Raw genomic sequence first — 17074 nt, 5'->3', positions numbered from 1 at the left:
CCTGGTCTCAATCAGGCCTTTTGCACCTTGACGGCGCACTTCTTGTAGTCGGTCTCCTTCGACAGCGGGTCGGTGGCATCCAGGGTCAGCTTGTTGACCAGGGTGCTGGCGTCGAAGAAGGGCATGAAGACCAGACCACGGGGCGGCTTGTTGCGCCCTCGGGTCTCCACCATGGTTTCCACCTCGCCGCGGCGGGAGCTCACCACCACCTTGTCGCCCCGGCGCAGACCCCGCTCCCTGGCATCCAACGGGTGCATGAACACCACCGCATCGGGGAACGCCTTGTACAGTTCCGGCACCCGCTGGGTCATGGTGCCGGTGTGCCAGTGCTCGAGAACCCTGCCGGTGGAGAGCCACAGGTCGAACTCGCCGTCCGGCGACTCCGCAGCCGGCTCATAGGGCAGCGCGAAGATCACCGCCCGGCCGTCGGGCTTGCCGTAGAACTGGAAGTCGCTGCCCGCCTTCACATAGGGATCGCTCCCCTCCTTGAAGCGCCAGCGGGTCTCCTGGCCGTTGACCACCGGCCAGCGCAGGCCTCGCTCCTGGTGATAGCGCTCAAACGGCGCCAGATCGTGGCCGTGGTCGCGTCCGAAGCTGGCGTACTCCTCGAACAGCCCCTTCTGGATGTAGAAACCGGCGGCACGGGCATCGTCGTTCAGCCGCGTCTCTGGCACCTGGTCCAGGCCGTAGCGGTTCACCTGGCCGTTGGCGTAGAGGATATCGAACAGGGTCTTGCCACGGTATTCCGGCTTCTGGGCCAGCAGCTCTTCGGGCCACACCTCCTCCACCTTGAAGCGCTTGGAGAACTCCAGCAGCTGCCACAGATCGGATTTGGCCTCGCCCGGGGCCTTCACCTGCTGGTACCAGAACTGGGTGCGGCGCTCGGCGTTACCGTAGGCGCCCTCCTTCTCCACCCACATGGCGGTGGGCAGGATCAGGTCGGCGGCCATGGCGGTCACCGTCGGGTAGGGATCGGACACCACCACGAAGTTGGCGGGATCACGGTAACCGGGCAGGCGCTCCTCATTGATGTTGGGACCGGCCTGCATGTTGTTGTTGCACATCACCCAGTAGGCGTTGAGCTTGCGGTCCTTGAGCATGCGGTCCTGCAGCACCGCGTGATAACCGGGCTTGGGCGGGATGGTGCCCTCGGGCAGCTTCCAGATCTTCTCCGCGTAGGCGCGGTGCTTGGGGTTCTTCACCACCATGTCCGCCGGCAGGCGGTGGGCGAAGGTACCCACTTCCCGGGCGGTGCCGCAGGCGGAGGGCTGTCCGGTCAGGGAGAAGGGACCGTTGCCGGGCTGGGAGATCTTACCGGTGAGCAGGTGGATGTTGTACACCAGGTTGTTGGCCCACACGCCACGGGTGTGCTGGTTGAAGCCCATGGTCCAGTAGGAGACCACCTTGCGGTTGGGATCGGCGTACAGCTCCGCCAGGGCGATCAGCTTGTCCGCCTCCACGCCGGAGAGCTTGGAGACGGTCTCCACGTCATAGTCGGCGACGAACCGCTTGAACTGATCGAAGTCGATCGCCTCGGAACCGCCCTTGCCGGGGTTCTTGGCCGCCTTCTCCAGGGGGTGCTCAGGGCGCAGGCCGTAACCGATGTCGGTGATTCCCTTGCGGAAGTTGGTGTGCTTGTTGACGAAGTCGTGGTTCACCTTGTCGTTCTGGATGATGTAGTTGGCGATGAAGTTGAGGATCGCCAGGTCGGTCTGGGGGGTGAACACGATGGGGTTGTCCGCCAGCTCGAAACTGCGGTGCTGGTAGGTGGAGAGCACCGCCACCTTCACGTGCTCGGCGGAGAGTTTGCGGGCACTGAGGCGGGACCAGAGGATGGGGTGCATCTCGGCCATGTTGGAACCCCACAGGACGAAGGCGTCCGCCTGTTCCAGGTCGTCGTAGCAGCCCATGGGCTCATCGATGCCGAAGGTACGCATAAAGCCGCCCACGGCGGAAGCCATACAGTGGCGGGCATTGGGATCGATGTTGTTGGAGCGGAAGCCCGCCTTGTACAGCTTGGCGGCGGCGTAGCCCTCCCACACGGTCCACTGACCTGAACCGAACATGCCCACGGCGGTGGGCCCCTTCTCTTTCAGGGCCACCTTGAACTTGTCGGCCATCACGTCGAAGGCTTCGTCCCAGGAGACCGGGGTAAACTCGCCATTCTTGTCGTACTTGCCGTTGAGCTTGCGCAGCATCGGCTGGGTCAGTCGATCCTTGCCGTACATGATCTTGGGCAGGAAATAGCCCTTGATGCAGGTCAGGCCTCGATTGACCGGCGCCTGGGGATCGCCCTGGACCGCCACCACCCTGCCCTGGTTGGTGCCCACCAGTACCGAGCAGCCGGTGCCGCAGAAGCGGCAGGGCGCCTTGTCCCAGACGATGGTGTCGTCATTACGGGTGGCGATGATCCCCTGTGCGGCGGCGGGCACGGCCAGGTTGGCCGCGGCGGCGCCGGCGGCGATGGCTTGCGCCTTAACAAAGTCTCGACGTGATAGTTTCATCATCTATTCCTTGAACCGTTTACGGTCAGTCGTTAGAAATTTTTTGGTGATAGATCAGAGAGGTCGCGCCTACACCCTGCAACCCCTTGATGTGATCGATGCACTCCACCTGGGCGTCCTGGTGGGTGTGGGTCAGCAACACCACCATCTTGCCGGAGGGGTCGTTCAGCTCGACGCTCACTCCGGGCAGCTCATTGAGGCTGGCTGCCACCGCCAACCGGTTCTCCGGCTGGGTGTTCACCACCAATGAACAGATGTGCTCAGTCATGGACAGGCTCCTTGGGTATCTGCAACGAGAGGGATTGACTGGGACAACGGGACAGGCAGGCGCCACAACCGTTACAAGCCGCTGAGAGAATCGGATGAGAGATACCAATTGACGGCTTGAAGCTGATGGCGGCCAGCTCGCAGGCATCGGCACAGCTGCGACACTCTATGCCCTGCAAGGTTAGGCAGGTGTCGTCCAGTGCCACCCGGTAAGGCCAGGGGGACTGCTCCGAATCCCGAAAAAGGGGCTCCCCACAGGCGGCGGCACACTGTCCGCAGAAGCTGCACTCCGCCTTGTCAAAGTCCAGCTCGGGGAAGCCCCCGTCGCCGATGACGATGACGCCGGTTTCACAGGAGGAGAGGCATTGGTGACAGCGCGTGCAACCGTCAACAAACTCTTCCTCTGAAACCAGGTGTGGCATCCGCATCACCTGGGCCTTGCGGCCGCTGGCCCTGCGCCACAGCGGAGAACGTGCCATCTTGTTGTCCCAGTCAAATAAATCAGGCACTCGCCTGAGAAATCTTCATACTCAAGGGCAATGTAACCGTTGGGTTAATGGCGGGGATATACCCATTAGGAAATAGATGAAGTTTCGATTGATCCTTATCAATAAAATGCCCTGTTTTGCTTGCCTTTTGAGGTCACAAATCGACCGTAACCCAGAGCACCCTCACACCCGGGCGACCGACCAACCAATCTGTTTCACATTTTCTCGCCATTTATCCAACCAGGTTAACGAAGCGGATTCCCCCACACAGCCAGGACCGTAACCTCGGTTTTGCCAGTGAAAACTTCCCGGCCAGCACCTACAATGCCGGTAGGGTGTCCCAATAACAGAAAAGCAAAACAGGAGAGGTCATGCCCCATATCAGAATCAGTGGCGTCGAGCGTCAACAAGTGATGCACATGAGCCAGAACCTGGTGGATCAGCTGGCGGAGGTGGTGGGGTGCCCCCGGGATCACTTCACCATAGAGCTGCTCCCGACGGAGTTCATATTTGACGACAAGATGGATGCCAATCGCTACCCAATCATCGACGTTCACTGGTTTGAGCGTGGCCAACAGATTCAGGACAAGGCGGCGGGGATCATCACCGGTGCCATTCGGGGTCAGTTGAAAGAGGAGGAGAAGGGGGTGGAGATCTGCGTCCGCTTCTTCCCCCTGGATCCCTTCAAATACTACGAAAATGGTGCCCATTTCGGTTAACCTGACCGGCGGGCGCGGACGAAAAAGGGGACCATCCGGCCCCCTTTCTGATTGACTGGCTTGGGCTTGACCCTACTTCACCACGATCTTGCCGGCGAAGATGATGGGGGAGAAGGTGCGTTTGAGGGTCTTGCTCTCGAAGCTGGGCAGGTTCATCTGCTCATCGAACTCGACCTTGTCGCCCTTCTTCACCTTGGTTTCCGGGGCCGCCGCCCACACCAGCTTGCCCTCCTCCTTGATCTGGACATAGGTGTAGCCGCCGGCGTTCATGGTCTCCACCACTTCGCCGTTATGAAGCTGAGCCGCGTGGGCAGCCGCGGCCATGCCCAGTGCCACGACGGCGGTACCCGCCGCCTTAACCAGAGTCTTAAACATGTTCGTCCCTTATATGGAGTCAGATAGGTGATGTTGCCATTAAAGCAGCTGATGGGACACAACACCACTGCGGCGGCGGCAAACGTTAGCTGTCACCCAAATTTGAAATAATTTCGGTATCGGCGGGAACTCCCTGCCTTGGGCGCAATCCCCTCCCGCCCCATCGCCTCCGTTGCTCCCCCCGGGTTCCCCCGGTAGACTGATAGAGATTTTTTATTAAAAACAGGGAAGTTATCAAGTGAACAGCGGAAAGTTTATCGCACCACTGCTGCTGAGCCTGTCGCTCGGCGCCTTCGCCCAGGGTGACGCAGCCAAGGCCTACCAGTCCTATCTGGACGCGGTGGAGGCCGGCGGAGGTCAGCAGATCACCCAGGCCGCCCGGCTCGCCTTTGATCTGGGCAGCAAGGAGTATGGCAAGGATTCCATCAACACCGCCAAGCTGGCGCTGAACCTGGCCAATCACACCCGGGACGACACCGAGGCGTTGGCGCTGCTGCAGCCCGCACTCGAGGTGTTTCAGCGCAGCTATGGTAACAACGCCATCGAGCTGCTGGACATCTACCTGGCGTTGCAGCAGCACAGCCGCCGCGCCGACTACCACGAAGAGTATGTTCGCATCAGCGCCAGCCATTACGGCGAGTCGAGCTACACCCACGGATTGATGCTGATGGACCTGGCCAACGCCATGACCCACAGCAACCCCCGCAAGGGGCACCGCTACGCCCGGATGGCGCTGCCGCTGGTCGCCCAGGAGAAGGGCGGCAAAACCGTCCAGCGGGCCGAAGCCGAGTTCCTCAATGGCTTGTACGCCCAGGGGTTTGACAGAACCGATGAGGCGATCGAGCACTTCGAGACTGTGGTGGCCCTGTTCAGGGAGCTGGACTACTCCCACCCCTACGCCCTGGCCGCCCACTCGCGGCTGGTGCCGCTGCTGGAGAAGAAGGACCGCAGCGACGAGGCCACCGCCCACTGCCTGGCCATCGGCCAGATGGTGCCCTGGCAGGACGACATCGAAGCCACCCCCCTCTATCGTACGCCTCCTCGCTGGCCCTCTGCGGCGCTGAAACGTCGCCAGGAGGGGGCGGTGGTGATGAAGCTCACCGTCGACAAGCAGGGCTTTGTCTCCGATACCGAACTGCTGGATAATCAGGGGCCTAAGGGGTTTGTCAAAGAGACCAAGAAGATGGTCAGCCAGTGGCGTTATGCGCCCAAGTTTGAGGATGGCAAACCGGTGGAAGCGATCACCACAGTTAGGATCGACTACAAATTAAACTGATCCAGACTGCCGGGCCGCCACCAATCGCTGAGCCTGGACAATGCCTGTCAGCACAGATAAAAAACGGGCCCCTTTCGGGGCCCGTCTCTGTTCCGGTCAGTGAGTGAGCACTGACGCGGGACAGCTTACCAACCGGTGACTTCGCGCAGGGCGGAGCCGATCTCGGCCAGGGAGCGTACGGTCTTCACACCGGCGTCTTCCAGGGCGGCAAACTTCTCGTCGGCAGTCCCCTTGCCCCCGGCGATGATGGCGCCGGCGTGACCCATCCGCTTGCCCGGAGGGGCGGTCACACCGGCGATGTAGGAGACCACGGGCTTGGTGACGTTGGCCTTGATGTAGGCGGCCGCCTCCTCTTCCGCGGTACCGCCGATCTCACCGATCATCACGATCGCCTCGGTGGCCGGATCCTTCTCGAACATCGCCAGGATGTCGATGAAGTTGGAGCCCGGGATCGGGTCGCCACCGATGCCCACGCAGGTGGACTGGCCGAAGCCCTCGTCGGTGGTCTGCTTGACCGCTTCATAGGTCAGGGTGCCGGAACGGGAGACGATGCCCACCTTGCCGGGCTTGTGGATGTGACCGGGCATGATGCCGATCTTGCACTCGCCGGGAGTGATCACGCCGGGGCAGTTGGGGCCGATCATGCGCACGCCCGCCTGGTCCAGCTTCACCTTCACGTCCAGCATGTCCAGGGTGGGAATGCCCTCGGTGATGGTGACGATCAGCTCGATGCCGGCGTCGATGGCTTCCAGGATGGCATCCTTGCAGAAGGGGGCCGGGACGTAGATCACGGTGGCGGTGGCGCCGGTGGCTTCCACCGCTTCACGGACAGTGTTGAACACCGGCAGGCCCAGGTGGGTGGTGCCCCCCTTGCCGGGAGAGACGCCGCCGACCATCTGGGTGCCGTAGGCGATCGCCTGCTCGGAGTGGAAGGTCCCCTGACCGCCGGTGAAGCCCTGGCAGATCACCTTGGTGTCTTTATTGATAAGAACGCTCATTACTGACCCTCCGCGGCTTTCACTACTTGCTGCGCGGCGTCGGTCAGACTGGTGGCAGCGATGATATTCAGACCAGACTCGGCCAGGCGCTGTTGGCCCAGCTCGGCGTTGTTGCCCTCCAGGCGAACAACCACGGGCACCTCGACGCCCACCTCTTCCACGGCACCGATGATGCCGTCTGCGATGAGGTCACAACGGACGATGCCGCCGAAGATGTTGACCAGGACCGCCTTCACATTGGCGTCGGACAGGATGATCTTGAACGCCTCGGTAACGCGCTCCTTGGTGGCGCCGCCGCCCACATCCAGGAAGTTGGCGGGCTGGCCGCCGTGCAGATTGACGATGTCCATGGTGCCCATCGCCAGACCGGCACCATTCACCATGCAGCCGATGCTGCCGTCCAGGGCCACGTAGTTCAGCTCCCACTGGGCCGCATGGGCTTCACGGGCATCTTCCTGGGAGGGATCGTGCAGCTCGCGGATGGAGGACTGACGGTACAGGGCGTTGGAGTCGATGTTGATCTTGCCGTCCAGGCAGTGCAGGTTGCCCTGGTCGGTGATCACCAGAGGGTTGATCTCCAGCAGGGCGAAATCCAGGTCCAGGAACATCTGGCCCAGGCCCATGAAGATCTTGGTGAACTGCTTGATCTGGTCGCCCTTGAGGCCCAGCTTGAACGCCAGCTCACGGCCCTGATAGGGCTGAGGGCCCACCAGGGGATCGATGGCAGCCTTGTGGATAAGCTCAGGGGTCTCCTCCGCCACCTTCTCAATCTCTACGCCCCCCTCGGTGGAGGCCATGAAGACGATGCGCTGACTGCCACGATCCACCACGGCGCCCAGGTAGAGTTCGTTGGCAATGTCGGTGCAGGACTCCACCAGGATCTTGGCCACGGGCTGGCCGTTGGCGTCGGTCTGGTAGGTCACCAGGTTCTTGCCCAACCAGTTCTGAGCGAACTCGCGGATCTCCTCCTTGCTGGAGGCCAGCTTGACGCCACCGGCCTTGCCGCGGCCACCGGCGTGCACCTGGCACTTAACCACCCACTTGTCACCACCAATCTTGTCGGCGGCTTCGGCAGCTTCCTGAGGAGTGTCGCAGGCGTAGCCCTCGGACACGGGCAGGCCATACTCAGCGAACAGCTGCTTAGCTTGATACTCATGCAGATTCATATGTTCTATCCATATAACGTCTTGTTATTCTGACCGTTTTCCGGCCAGGCATGGGGGTGACCGCCACGGGGTTCCGAGGCGGCCGCATTTTGCTTGTTTAGATGTCCAGCAGCAGACGAGTCGGATCTTCCAGCAGCTCCTTGATGGTCACCAGGAAGCCCACGGACTCCTTGCCGTCGATGACGCGATGATCGTAGGAGAGCGCCAGGTACATCATCGGCAGGATCTCCACCTGGCCGTTGACCGCCATGGGACGATCCTTGATGGCATGCATGCCGAGGATGGCGCTCTGGGGCGGGTTGATGATCGGGGTGGACATCAGGGAACCGAACACACCACCGTTGGTGATGGTGAAGTTGCCGCCGGTGAGCTCCTCGACGGTCAGCTTGCCGTCACGGCCCTTGATGGCCAGTTCCTTGATCCCCTTCTCGATTTCGGCCACGGACAGCTTGTCGGCGTCACGCAGGACCGGGGTCACCAGGCCACGGGGGGTGGACACGGCGATGCTGATGTCGAAGTAGCTGTGGTAGACCATGTCGTCGCCGTCCAGCGAGGCGTTCACCTGAGGGTAACGCTTGAGGGCTTCCACCACCGCCTTCACATAGAAGGACATGAAGCCCAGACGGATGCCGTGGCGCTTCTCGAAGATCTCCTGGTACTGCTTGCGCAGCTCCATGATCGGCTTCATGTTGACCTCGTTGAAGGTGGTCAGCATGGCGGTGGAGTTCTTGGCATCCAGCAGACGCTCGGCGATGCGCTTGCGCAGCCGGGTCATGGGCACGCGCTTGTCGGTGCGGCCGGTGAGTTCCACGGCGGGGGCGGACTCGGCGGCAGCGGGCGCCGTGGCGGGCTTGGATTTGAGGAAGGCTTCCACATCCTCCTTGGAGATGCGGCCGCCAACGCCGGTGCCCTTGATCTGGGCGGCGTCCAGGTTATGCTCGGCGATCAGGCGGCGTACCGAGGGGCTGAGGGCATCGTTGCCCTCGCCCTGCTCCGCCACGGCAACCGAGGCGTCGCTCTTGGCCTGGGCTTCCTCTTTGGTCACCTCGGCTCCGGGGGACGCGCCAGCCTTGAACAGGGCGATCACCTGCTCTGCCAGGACGGTGTCGCCCTCGGCGTGGATGATCTCGCTGATGACGCCATCTTCCGGGGCCACCACTTCCAGTACCACCTTATCGGTCTCGATATCCACCAGGTTTTGGTCACGGCTGACGCTTTCGCCCGGCTGGACGTGCCATGTGGCAATGGAGGCATCGGCGACTGACTCTGGCAGTACGGGAACTTTAATTTCGATGCTCATCTGAACCTTTCCTTGTGCAATTATTCTTCAATATTCAGGGCGGCATTCACCAGCGCCTGTTGTTGTTTGTTATGGACGGAGGGGTAGCCCACCGCCGGTGCCGCCGAGGCCTGACGGCCGGCGTAAGTCAGGTTGGCCCCTGAGGGGATCGCCTGCCAGAAATGGTGTTGGCTGGAGTACCAGGCCCCCTGATTCTGGGGTTCCTCCTGGCACCAGACGAAATCGGTTACGTGCTGGTATGCCTCGAGTACCTTGGCCATCTCCTCATGGGGGAAGGGATAGAGCTGCTCGACCCGGATCAAGGCCACGTTGGTCAGTTCACTGCGACGTCGCTTCTCCAGCAGGTCGTAGTAGACCTTACCTGAGCAGAACACCACCCGGTTCACCGCCTTGGGATCCAGTTCATCGAGCTCACCGATGACATTCTGGAAGGTGCCGTCGGCCAGCTCGGACAGGTCGCTGATGGCCAGCGGGTGACGCAGCAGCGACTTGGGCGACATCACCACCAGGGGGCGGCGCATGGGGCGGACGCTCTGACGACGCAGCATGTGGTACACCTGGGCCGGAGTGGAGGGCACACACACCTGCATGTTGTGGTCGGCGCACATCTGCAGGAAACGTTCCAGGCGGGCGGATGAGTGCTCCGGACCCTGGCCCTCGTAGCCGTGGGGCAGCAGCATGGTCAGGCCGCACAGACGCCCCCACTTCTGCTCACCGGAACTGAGGAACTGATCGATCACCACCTGGGCGCCGTTGGCAAAATCACCGAACTGGGCTTCCCACAGGATCAGGGTGGCGGGTTCGGCGGTGGCATAGCCGTACTCGAACGCCAGCACCGCCTCTTCGGACAGCACCGAGTCGTAGATCTCGATGGGCGCCTGATCGTCACTCAGGTGACGCAGGGGCATGTAGGTGGTGGCATCCTCCTGGTTGTGCAGCACCGCGTGGCGGTGGAAGAAGGTGCCGCGGCCGGAGTCCTGGCCGGTGAGGCGGATGCGGGTGCCGCTGTCGAGCAGGGTGGCATAGGCCAGGGTTTCGGCCATCCCCCAGTCCAGCGGCTTTTCACCCACCGCCATCAGCTCGCGGTCCTTGTAGGTCTTGGCGACTCGGGACTGCAGCTTGTGGGAAGCGGGCACATCGCAGATGGCGCGGGCCAGTTCGGTCAGCTTGGCCATGGGCACCCTGGACTGGTACTCGGCGTCCCAGTCGTGACCCAGGAAGGGGGTCCAGTCCACGGAATGAGCCTCCATGGTGCGCCACTCGGGTACCACGCACTCGCCTTTATCCAGCTGCTCCCGGTAGCCGTTGATCTGCTCGGTCACCTCCTCCGGGCTCATCACCTGCTGGTCGATGAGGCGGTCGGCGTACACCTTGCGAGGCGTCGGATGCTTCTTGATCTTCTGGTACATCAGAGGCTGGGTGGCGTTGGGCTCATCCGCCTCGTTGTGACCGTGGCGGCGGTAGCAGATCAGGTCGATCACCACGTCGCGGCCAAACTCGAAACGGAAATCCACCGCCAGCTGGGCCACGAAGGCCACCGCCTCGGGATCGTCGGCGTTGACGTGGAAGATGGGGGCCTGCACCATCTTGGCGATGTCGGTGCAGTACTCGGTGGAGCGGGTGTCCTCCGGGTTGGAGGTGGTGAAGCCCACCTGGTTGTTGACCACCACCCGCACGCTGCCGCCCACGCTGAAGCCTCGGGTCTTGGACATGTTGAAGGTTTCCTGCACCACCCCCTGACCGGCGATGGCGGAATCCCCGTGGATGGTCACCGGCATCACCTTGGCGCCGTTTTCGCAGCCGAGGCGATCCATGCGGGCGCGGACCGAGCCCATCACCACCGGATTGACGATCTCCAGGTGGGAGGGGTTAAAGGCCAGGGCCAGGTGGACGTTGCCGTCCGGGGTGGCGAAGTCGGAGGAGAAGCCCTGGTGGTACTTGACGTCACCGCTGCCCAGTCTCTCATCGTGCTTGCCGGCAAACTCGTCGAACAGGTTCTGGGGCTTCTTGCCCAGCACGTTCACCAGCACGTTGAGGCGGCCGCGGTGGGCCATGCCCACCACCACCTCTTTGGTGTTATGGTGACCGGCGCGGTAGATCAGCTCGCGCATCATCGGGATCAGCGCGTCGCCGCCCTCGAGGGAGAAGCGCTTGGCACCGGGGAACTTGGCCCCCAGGTACTTCTCCAGACCCTCGGCGGCGTTCAGCCCGCTCAGGATCCGTTTCTTGTGGTCGTTATCGAAGCTGGCCTTGCCGGAGACCGGCTCCAGCCGCTGCTGGATCCAGCGCTTCTCATCGGTGTCGGTAATGTGCATGTACTCGGCACCGATGGAGCCACAGTAGGTGGCCTTGAGCGCGTCCACCAGCTTGGACAGCTTCATGGTGTCACCGCTGGCCGAGGCGTAGGAGCCGATATTGAACTCGCGCTCCATGTCAGCCAGGGTGAGACCGTGGAATTCCGGGGTCAGTTCGGGTACGGGATCGCGCTTCCAAAGACCCAGGGGATCGAGGTCTGCGGCCTGGTGGCCGCGGAAGCGGTAGGCGTTGATCAGCTGCAGGACCTTTACCTGCTTCGCTGTCAGCTCCGGGTCGACCGCGGTCTTGACCGAACTGGTCTGCTCCATCGCCGCCTGACGGAAGTAGTCCTGGATGCGTCGATGATTCGCCTCCGGGCCTGCGCCGTTGGTGGGCAGCCGATCGAAGATCTCACGCCACTGCTCTGAAATCCCCTCTGGTTCGTCCAGGTAGAGTTCGTACAGCTCTTCGATATAACTTGCGTTGGCACCGGCCAGATGGGAGCTGTCCAGCCAGTCCTGCAGTGAGCCTTGTTGCATCTGTATTCCTTTATCAACCAAGCCTGGTTATGCCTGTTGCCTTTCTAAGGCATTGTTGTTGTTTTTGCCACTGCCCTTTAGTCGTAGTTATCAGGCTGGTGGCTAAAGGCACTATACAAAAAGGTCACGCTCTTCGCAGCCGAAGAGGTGACCTCAATATTAAATACAACGATAAACGACACGTTGCATGGTTACACCGCCCGTTGCAGCAGCATGGATTTGATGTGACCGATCGCCTTGGTGGGGTTCAGACCCTTGGGGCAGACGTTCACGCAGTTCATGATGCCGTGGCAGCGGAAGACGCTGAAGGCGTCGTCCAGATCCGCCAGACGCTCGTCGGTGGCGGTGTCGCGGCTGTCCACCAGGAACCGGTAGGCGTGCAGCAGGCCGGCGGGGCCGACGAACTTGTCCGGGTTCCACCAGAAGGAGGGACAGGAGGTGGAGCAGCAGGCGCACAGGATGCACTCATACAGACCATCGAGCTTGGCACGCTCCTCGGGGGATTGCAGATGCTCCCGGCCTGGGTTCTTGTCGTCATTGATCAGGAAGGGCTTCACCTTCTCGTACTGCTTGTAGAACAGGCTGAGATCCACCACCAGATCGCGAATCACCGGCATCCCCGGCAGCGGACGAATCTCCAGCTTCTTGCCCTTGAAGGCGGAGATGGGGGTGATACAGGCCAGGCCGTTCTTGCCGTTCATGTTCAGGCCGTCGGAACCGCACACGCCCTCACGGCAGGAGCGGCGGAAGGTCAGGCCGGGATCCTGCTCCTTAAGCATCAGCAGCACGTCCAGCACCATCATGTCCTTGCCTTCCGGCAGGTCCAGGGTGTAATCCTGCATGCTGGGCTTGGCGTCGGTCTCCGGGTTATAGCGGTAGACGGAAACTTGCAAACTCATTCCCTGTCACTCCTTAGTAGGTACGCTTCTTCGGCGGGAAGGCTTCCCGCAGCTTGGGCGACATGTTCACATCGCGCTTGGACATCTCACCTGTGATGGGGTCATACAGGGAGTGGCACAGCCAGTTGGCGTCGTCCCGCTCGGTGAAATCCTCACGGGAGTGGGCACCACGGCTCTCGGTGCGGAAGTTGGCCGCCTCGGCGGTGGCCAGCGCGGTCTCCATCAGGTTGTCCAGTTCCAGGCACTCGATGCGGTTGGTATTGAACGCCTTGGAGCGGTCGTTGAGCTTGGCGTTCTCAAGGCGGGCCTTGATGGTCTTCAGTTCCTTGAGGCCTTCGGCCATGGCGTCGCCCTGGCGGAATACGGAAAAGTTCAGCTGCATGCAGTTCTGCAGGTCCTTGCGGATCTGGTTTGGATCCTCACCGCTCTGGTTGTTCTCCCAGCGGTTGAGTCGGGCCAGAGAAACCTCGATGTCAGACTCGGAGGCTTCGCGGGCTTCGGTCTGGGCCGCCAGGGTTTCACCCAGGTGCTTACCGGCCGCTCGACCAAACACCACCAGATCCAGCAGGGAGTTGCCGCCCAGGCGGTTAGCGCCGTGGACCGACACACAGGCGATCTCACCGACGGCGAACAGACCCTGAACCGGCTTGTCACCCAGACCAATCACCTGGCCGTTCACGTTGGTGGGCACACCGCCCATCATGTAGTGGCAGGTGGGAATCACCGGAATCGGCTCCTTCACCGGATCGACGTGGGCGAAGGTGCGGGACAGTTCACAGATGCCGGGCAGGCGCGACTCCAGCACCTCTTCACCCAGGTGGTCCAGCTTCAACTTGGCGTGGGGGCCCCAGGGGCCGTCACAGCCGCGGCCTTCGCGGATCTCGGTCATGATGGAACGGGCCACCACGTCACGTCCGGCCAGGTCCTTGGCATTGGGAGCGTAACGCTCCATGAAGCGCTCGCCATCCTTATTGAGGAGGTAACCGCCCTCGCCACGACACCCCTCGGTCACCAGCACCCCGGCGCCGGCGATGCCGGTGGGGTGGAACTGCCACATCTCCATGTCCTGAACCGGCACTCCGGCGCGCAGGGCCATGCCGACACCGTCGCCGGTGTTGATGTGGGCGTTGGTGGTGGAGGCGTAGATGCGGCCGGCGCCGCCGGTGGCCAGCACGGTGGCCTTGGCCTTGAAGAAGACGATCTCGCCGGTCTCGATGTCGATGGCGGTGGCACCCACCACGGCACCGTCCTGATTCTTCACCAGGTCCAGGGCATACCACTCGGAGTACACCTCGGTCTTGTTCTTGACGTTCTGCTGGTACAGGCAGTGCAGCAGGGCGTGACCGGTACGGTCGGCCGCCGCCGCGGTACGGGCCGCCTGCTCACCACCGAAGTTCTTGGACTGGCCGCCGAAGGGACGCTGGTACACCTTGCCGTTGTCGAATCGGCTGAAAGGCAGGCCCATGTTCTCCATCTCGATGATCGCTTCAGGACCGGTCTTACACATGTACTCGATGGCGTCCTGGTCACCGATGTAGTCGGAGCCCTTGACGGTGTCGTACATGTGCCATTCCCAGTTGTCCTCGTGGGCGTTGCCCAGGGCCACGGTGATGCCCCCCTGGGCGGACACGGTATGGGAGCGGGTTGGGAATACCTTGGACAGCAGGGCACAGGATTTGCCCTCCTGGGAGATCTGCAGTGCTGCGCGCATGCCTGCGCCGCCGGCACCGATTACAATAGCGTCAAATTCGCGAACTGGAATACTCACTTACACACCCCACAGAATAACAACACCGGTGGCCAGGTAGGCCAGCAGGACAACGTTGATCACAAACAGGACAAAAGCACGAAGCTTGGCGGGCTTGATGTAGTCCGTGGCCACCTGCCACATCCCAATCCAACCGTGAATCAATACGCTGATCAGCGCCAACAGGGTGAACACTTTCATGCCCACAGACGCGAACAGCCCCTGCCAGGTGTCAAACGTCAGTGAGGGAGTGGTAACCAGATACCCCACCATGAACAGGACATAGGCCAGCAGCACCAGGGCGCTGGCACGAATCAGAACGAAATCCTGGACGCCGCTGCGTCCGAAAGTTGCGGCATTCTTTACCATAGCCAGGCTCCTGCCAGAACGGATACCACCAGAGTGATGACAAAGCTGACCTTGGCGGACGCATTGCCAGACTCCATCTCTTCAAAGTGTCCCAGGTCCTGGAACAGGTGACGAATGCCGCCGATGGCGTGGTACGCCAGAGCGGTGAGGATTCCCCACACGATGAATTTGACGAAAACCGTCTGGAAGTAGGATTGAACCTGGGCAAATCCTTGAGCACCGCTCAGGGACGTGGCCAGGAGCCATAGCAGGATGGCGAGGGCGACGAAGGTGATGACACCACTGACACGATGCAGTATCGACGCAATCGCCGTGGCGGGAAACTGGATCTGACTCAGGTCCAGGTACACAGGTCTTTGCTTATTCACAGCTGCTCACTCAGCTCCATTGAGCACTTTTTGTTATTTCCACCGAAACCGGGACAGTTGTCCCTACTCCTAGGTAGGCGTTTTAAACAGAAAACAGGCAATATGTTAGCCGAGTGATTGCTGGAAAATTCCGCATGACCTCACCGCTCTACTGCCTCTTTTCAGCGGCCCGCGCCCAGTATACATAGCGCCGTTTTTGATTACAAACATCACATTTTGCCAATTTATGAGATTTGCCACACAGATCCATCCGAACCGGCAGTGAGCTGAGAATAGCGTCCAAAAGTGCATGAAAGTGAAGCAATTTCGATTAAACATCCGACCAGGCAATTGATTTTTGTGATTGCTGTCTCTTAAAATGGGAACGACGTTACGGATAGATAACAAGAATGTAGTAAGGAGAACACGGTATGGCTGAATCTAAAGCCACACTCCAGGTTCCAGGCCAGGACGCGGTGGAACTGCCCATTAAATCGGGCACCGCTGGCCATGATGTCATCGATATCAGCTCCCTGGGTAAGCACGGGTACTTCACCTTCGACCCCGGCTTCATGGCCACCGCTTCCTGTGAGTCTGCGATCACTTTCATCGACGGCGCCAAGGGCGTGCTGCTTCACCGCGGCTACCCCATCGACCAACTGGCCACCCGCTCCAGTTATGTAGAAGTCTGCTATCTATTGCTGTTCGGTGAACTGCCCAGCAAGGCGCAGTTGGAGAAGTTCGAAAAGACCGTGACCTATCACACCATGGTCCACGAGCAGATCTCCACCTTCTTCAAAGGTTTCCGTCGCGATGCCCACCCCATGGCGATCCTCTGTGGTGTCGTCGGTGCCCTGTCTGCCTTCTATCACGACTCCCTGGACGTGAATGATCCCAAGCATCGCGAGATCTGCGCCTACCGGCTGATCTCCAAGATGCCTACCCTGGCGGCCATGGCCTATAAGTTCAACCTGGGCCAGCCGTTCGTTTACCCGCGCAACGACCTCTCCTTCGCCGGCAACTTCCTGCACATGATGTTCTCTGTGCCCTGTGAAGACTACAAGGTGAACCCGGTTGTTGAACGTGCCATGGACCGCATCTTCATCCTGCACGCCGACCACGAGCAGAACGCCTCCACCTCAACGGTGCGACTGGCAGGATCCTCCGGTGCCAACCCCTTCGCTTGTGTCTCTGCCGGTGTGGCTTCCCTGTGGGGTCCGGCCCACGGCGGCGCCAACGAAGCCTGCCTGGAGATGCTGGCCGAGATCGGCAGCGTCGACCGCATCCCCGAGTTTATCGCCCGGGCCAAGGACAAGGAGGACCCGTTCCGCCTGATGGGCTTCGGCCACCGGGTGTACAAGAACTTCGATCCCCGTGCCACCGTGATGCGTGAGACCTGTCATGAGGTACTCAAGGAGCTGAACATCCAGGATCCACTGCTCGACGTGGCCATGGAGCTGGAGCGCATTGCGCTGGAAGACCCCTACTTCGTCGAAAAGAAGCTCTACCCCAACGTGGATTTCTACTCCGGCATCATCATGAAGGCCATTGGTATCCCCACCTCCATGTTTACCGTGATCTTCGCCCTCTCCCGCACCGTAGGCTGGATTGCCCACTGGCAGGAGATGCTGAGCCAGCCCGGCCACAAGATTGGCCGTCCTCGCCAGCTGTACACCGGTGCCGCCAGACGCGATTACGCCGAGCTGTCTGACAGGGACTAAGGTCAGCGAGCCTTAAAAACAGAAAAACCCGGAACCTGATTCCGGGTTTTTTATGCCTGACGGG

Annotated in this window: 15 protein-coding genes; 3 read left to right on the top strand and 12 right to left on the bottom strand. The window is 61.2% G+C overall.

Annotated features, from left to right (window positions below):
- Positions 1 to 11: 11 nt before the first annotated feature.
- The 3 genes from napA to napF are packed head-to-tail and all read right to left on the bottom strand — an operon-like array spanning position 12 to position 3250.
- A complete protein-coding gene (napA, locus tag FCL40_RS13290; RefSeq protein WP_136853790.1) occupies positions 12 to 2504 on the bottom strand; it encodes a nitrate reductase catalytic subunit NapA in 2493 nt (830 codons plus the stop codon).
- Between the two features lie 25 nt (positions 2505 to 2529).
- Positions 2530 to 2772, bottom strand: a complete 243-nt coding sequence (locus FCL40_RS13285) for a chaperone NapD (RefSeq protein ID WP_136853789.1) — start codon at positions 2770 to 2772, stop codon at positions 2530 to 2532.
- Complete coding sequence (gene napF, locus FCL40_RS13280; protein WP_136853788.1) at positions 2765 to 3250, bottom strand: ferredoxin-type protein NapF; 486 nt, start codon at positions 3248 to 3250, stop codon at positions 2765 to 2767. Before napF ends, FCL40_RS13285 begins: the two co-directional genes overlap by 8 nt.
- A gap of 380 nt (positions 3251 to 3630) precedes the next feature.
- Here napF and FCL40_RS13275 point away from each other — a divergent pair, with 380 nt between their 5' ends.
- Positions 3631 to 3978, top strand: a complete 348-nt coding sequence (locus tag FCL40_RS13275; RefSeq protein WP_136853787.1) for a DUF1904 family protein — start codon at positions 3631 to 3633, stop codon at positions 3976 to 3978.
- Positions 3979 to 4050: 72 nt separating this feature from the next.
- Here the strand turns inward: FCL40_RS13275 and FCL40_RS13270 are convergent, their stop codons facing one another.
- On the bottom strand, positions 4051 to 4353 hold the full coding sequence (locus tag FCL40_RS13270) for an NrfJ (protein ID WP_136853786.1): 303 nt from the start codon (positions 4351 to 4353) through the stop codon (positions 4051 to 4053).
- Between the two features lie 238 nt (positions 4354 to 4591).
- Between FCL40_RS13270 and FCL40_RS13265 the strand changes: the two genes are divergently transcribed.
- Positions 4592 to 5629 carry an energy transducer TonB gene (locus FCL40_RS13265; RefSeq protein ID WP_136853785.1) on the top strand — a complete coding sequence of 346 codons (1038 nt, stop codon included), beginning with the start codon at positions 4592 to 4594 and terminating at the stop codon, positions 5627 to 5629.
- A gap of 125 nt (positions 5630 to 5754) precedes the next feature.
- Here FCL40_RS13265 and sucD read toward each other — a convergent pair whose 3' ends face one another.
- The 8 genes from sucD to sdhC all read right to left on the bottom strand — a co-directional run bounded on the left by sucD (position 5755) and on the right by sdhC (position 15310).
- Positions 5755 to 6627: a succinate--CoA ligase subunit alpha gene (gene sucD, locus FCL40_RS13260; RefSeq protein WP_136853784.1), complete on the bottom strand. Its 873-nt coding sequence runs from the start codon at positions 6625 to 6627 to the stop codon at positions 5755 to 5757.
- Positions 6627 to 7793: an ADP-forming succinate--CoA ligase subunit beta gene (gene sucC, locus FCL40_RS13255; protein ID WP_136853783.1), complete on the bottom strand. Its 1167-nt coding sequence runs from the start codon at positions 7791 to 7793 to the stop codon at positions 6627 to 6629. The genes sucD and sucC overlap by 1 nt, the downstream gene beginning before the upstream one ends.
- Before the next feature lie 97 nt (positions 7794 to 7890).
- Positions 7891 to 9093 carry a 2-oxoglutarate dehydrogenase complex dihydrolipoyllysine-residue succinyltransferase gene (odhB, locus tag FCL40_RS13250; protein ID WP_136853782.1) on the bottom strand — a complete coding sequence of 401 codons (1203 nt, stop codon included), beginning with the start codon at positions 9091 to 9093 and terminating at the stop codon, positions 7891 to 7893.
- A 20-nt stretch (positions 9094 to 9113) separates the two neighbouring features.
- Positions 9114 to 11927, bottom strand: a complete 2814-nt coding sequence (gene sucA / locus FCL40_RS13245) for a 2-oxoglutarate dehydrogenase E1 component (protein WP_136853781.1) — start codon at positions 11925 to 11927, stop codon at positions 9114 to 9116.
- A gap of 191 nt (positions 11928 to 12118) precedes the next feature.
- The gene (locus FCL40_RS13240; protein ID WP_136853780.1) at positions 12119 to 12826 is read right to left on the bottom strand and encodes a succinate dehydrogenase iron-sulfur subunit; all 708 of its coding nucleotides are present in this window, start codon (positions 12824 to 12826) and stop codon (positions 12119 to 12121) included.
- A 13-nt stretch (positions 12827 to 12839) separates the two neighbouring features.
- Entirely contained in the window at positions 12840 to 14594 is a 1755-nt protein-coding gene (sdhA, locus tag FCL40_RS13235) for a succinate dehydrogenase flavoprotein subunit (RefSeq protein ID WP_136853779.1), read from the bottom strand.
- Positions 14595 to 14942: a succinate dehydrogenase, hydrophobic membrane anchor protein gene (gene sdhD, locus FCL40_RS13230; RefSeq protein WP_136853778.1), complete on the bottom strand. Its 348-nt coding sequence runs from the start codon at positions 14940 to 14942 to the stop codon at positions 14595 to 14597.
- Entirely contained in the window at positions 14936 to 15310 is a 375-nt protein-coding gene (gene sdhC / locus FCL40_RS13225) for a succinate dehydrogenase cytochrome b556 subunit (RefSeq protein WP_136853777.1), read from the bottom strand. Before sdhC ends, sdhD begins: the two co-directional genes overlap by 7 nt.
- A 410-nt stretch (positions 15311 to 15720) precedes the next feature.
- Here sdhC and gltA point away from each other — a divergent pair, with 410 nt between their 5' ends.
- Positions 15721 to 17010: a citrate synthase gene (gltA, locus tag FCL40_RS13220; protein WP_136853776.1), complete on the top strand. Its 1290-nt coding sequence runs from the start codon at positions 15721 to 15723 to the stop codon at positions 17008 to 17010.
- Positions 17011 to 17074: the final 64 nt, after the last annotated feature.

The sequence above is a fragment of the Ferrimonas sediminicola genome (genome assembly GCF_005116715.1).
GTDB lineage: Bacteria > Pseudomonadota > Gammaproteobacteria > Enterobacterales > Shewanellaceae > Ferrimonas > Ferrimonas sediminicola.
Note: the sequence above shows the minus strand (reverse complement) of the source record. Positions and strands in the feature narration are given on the sequence as shown.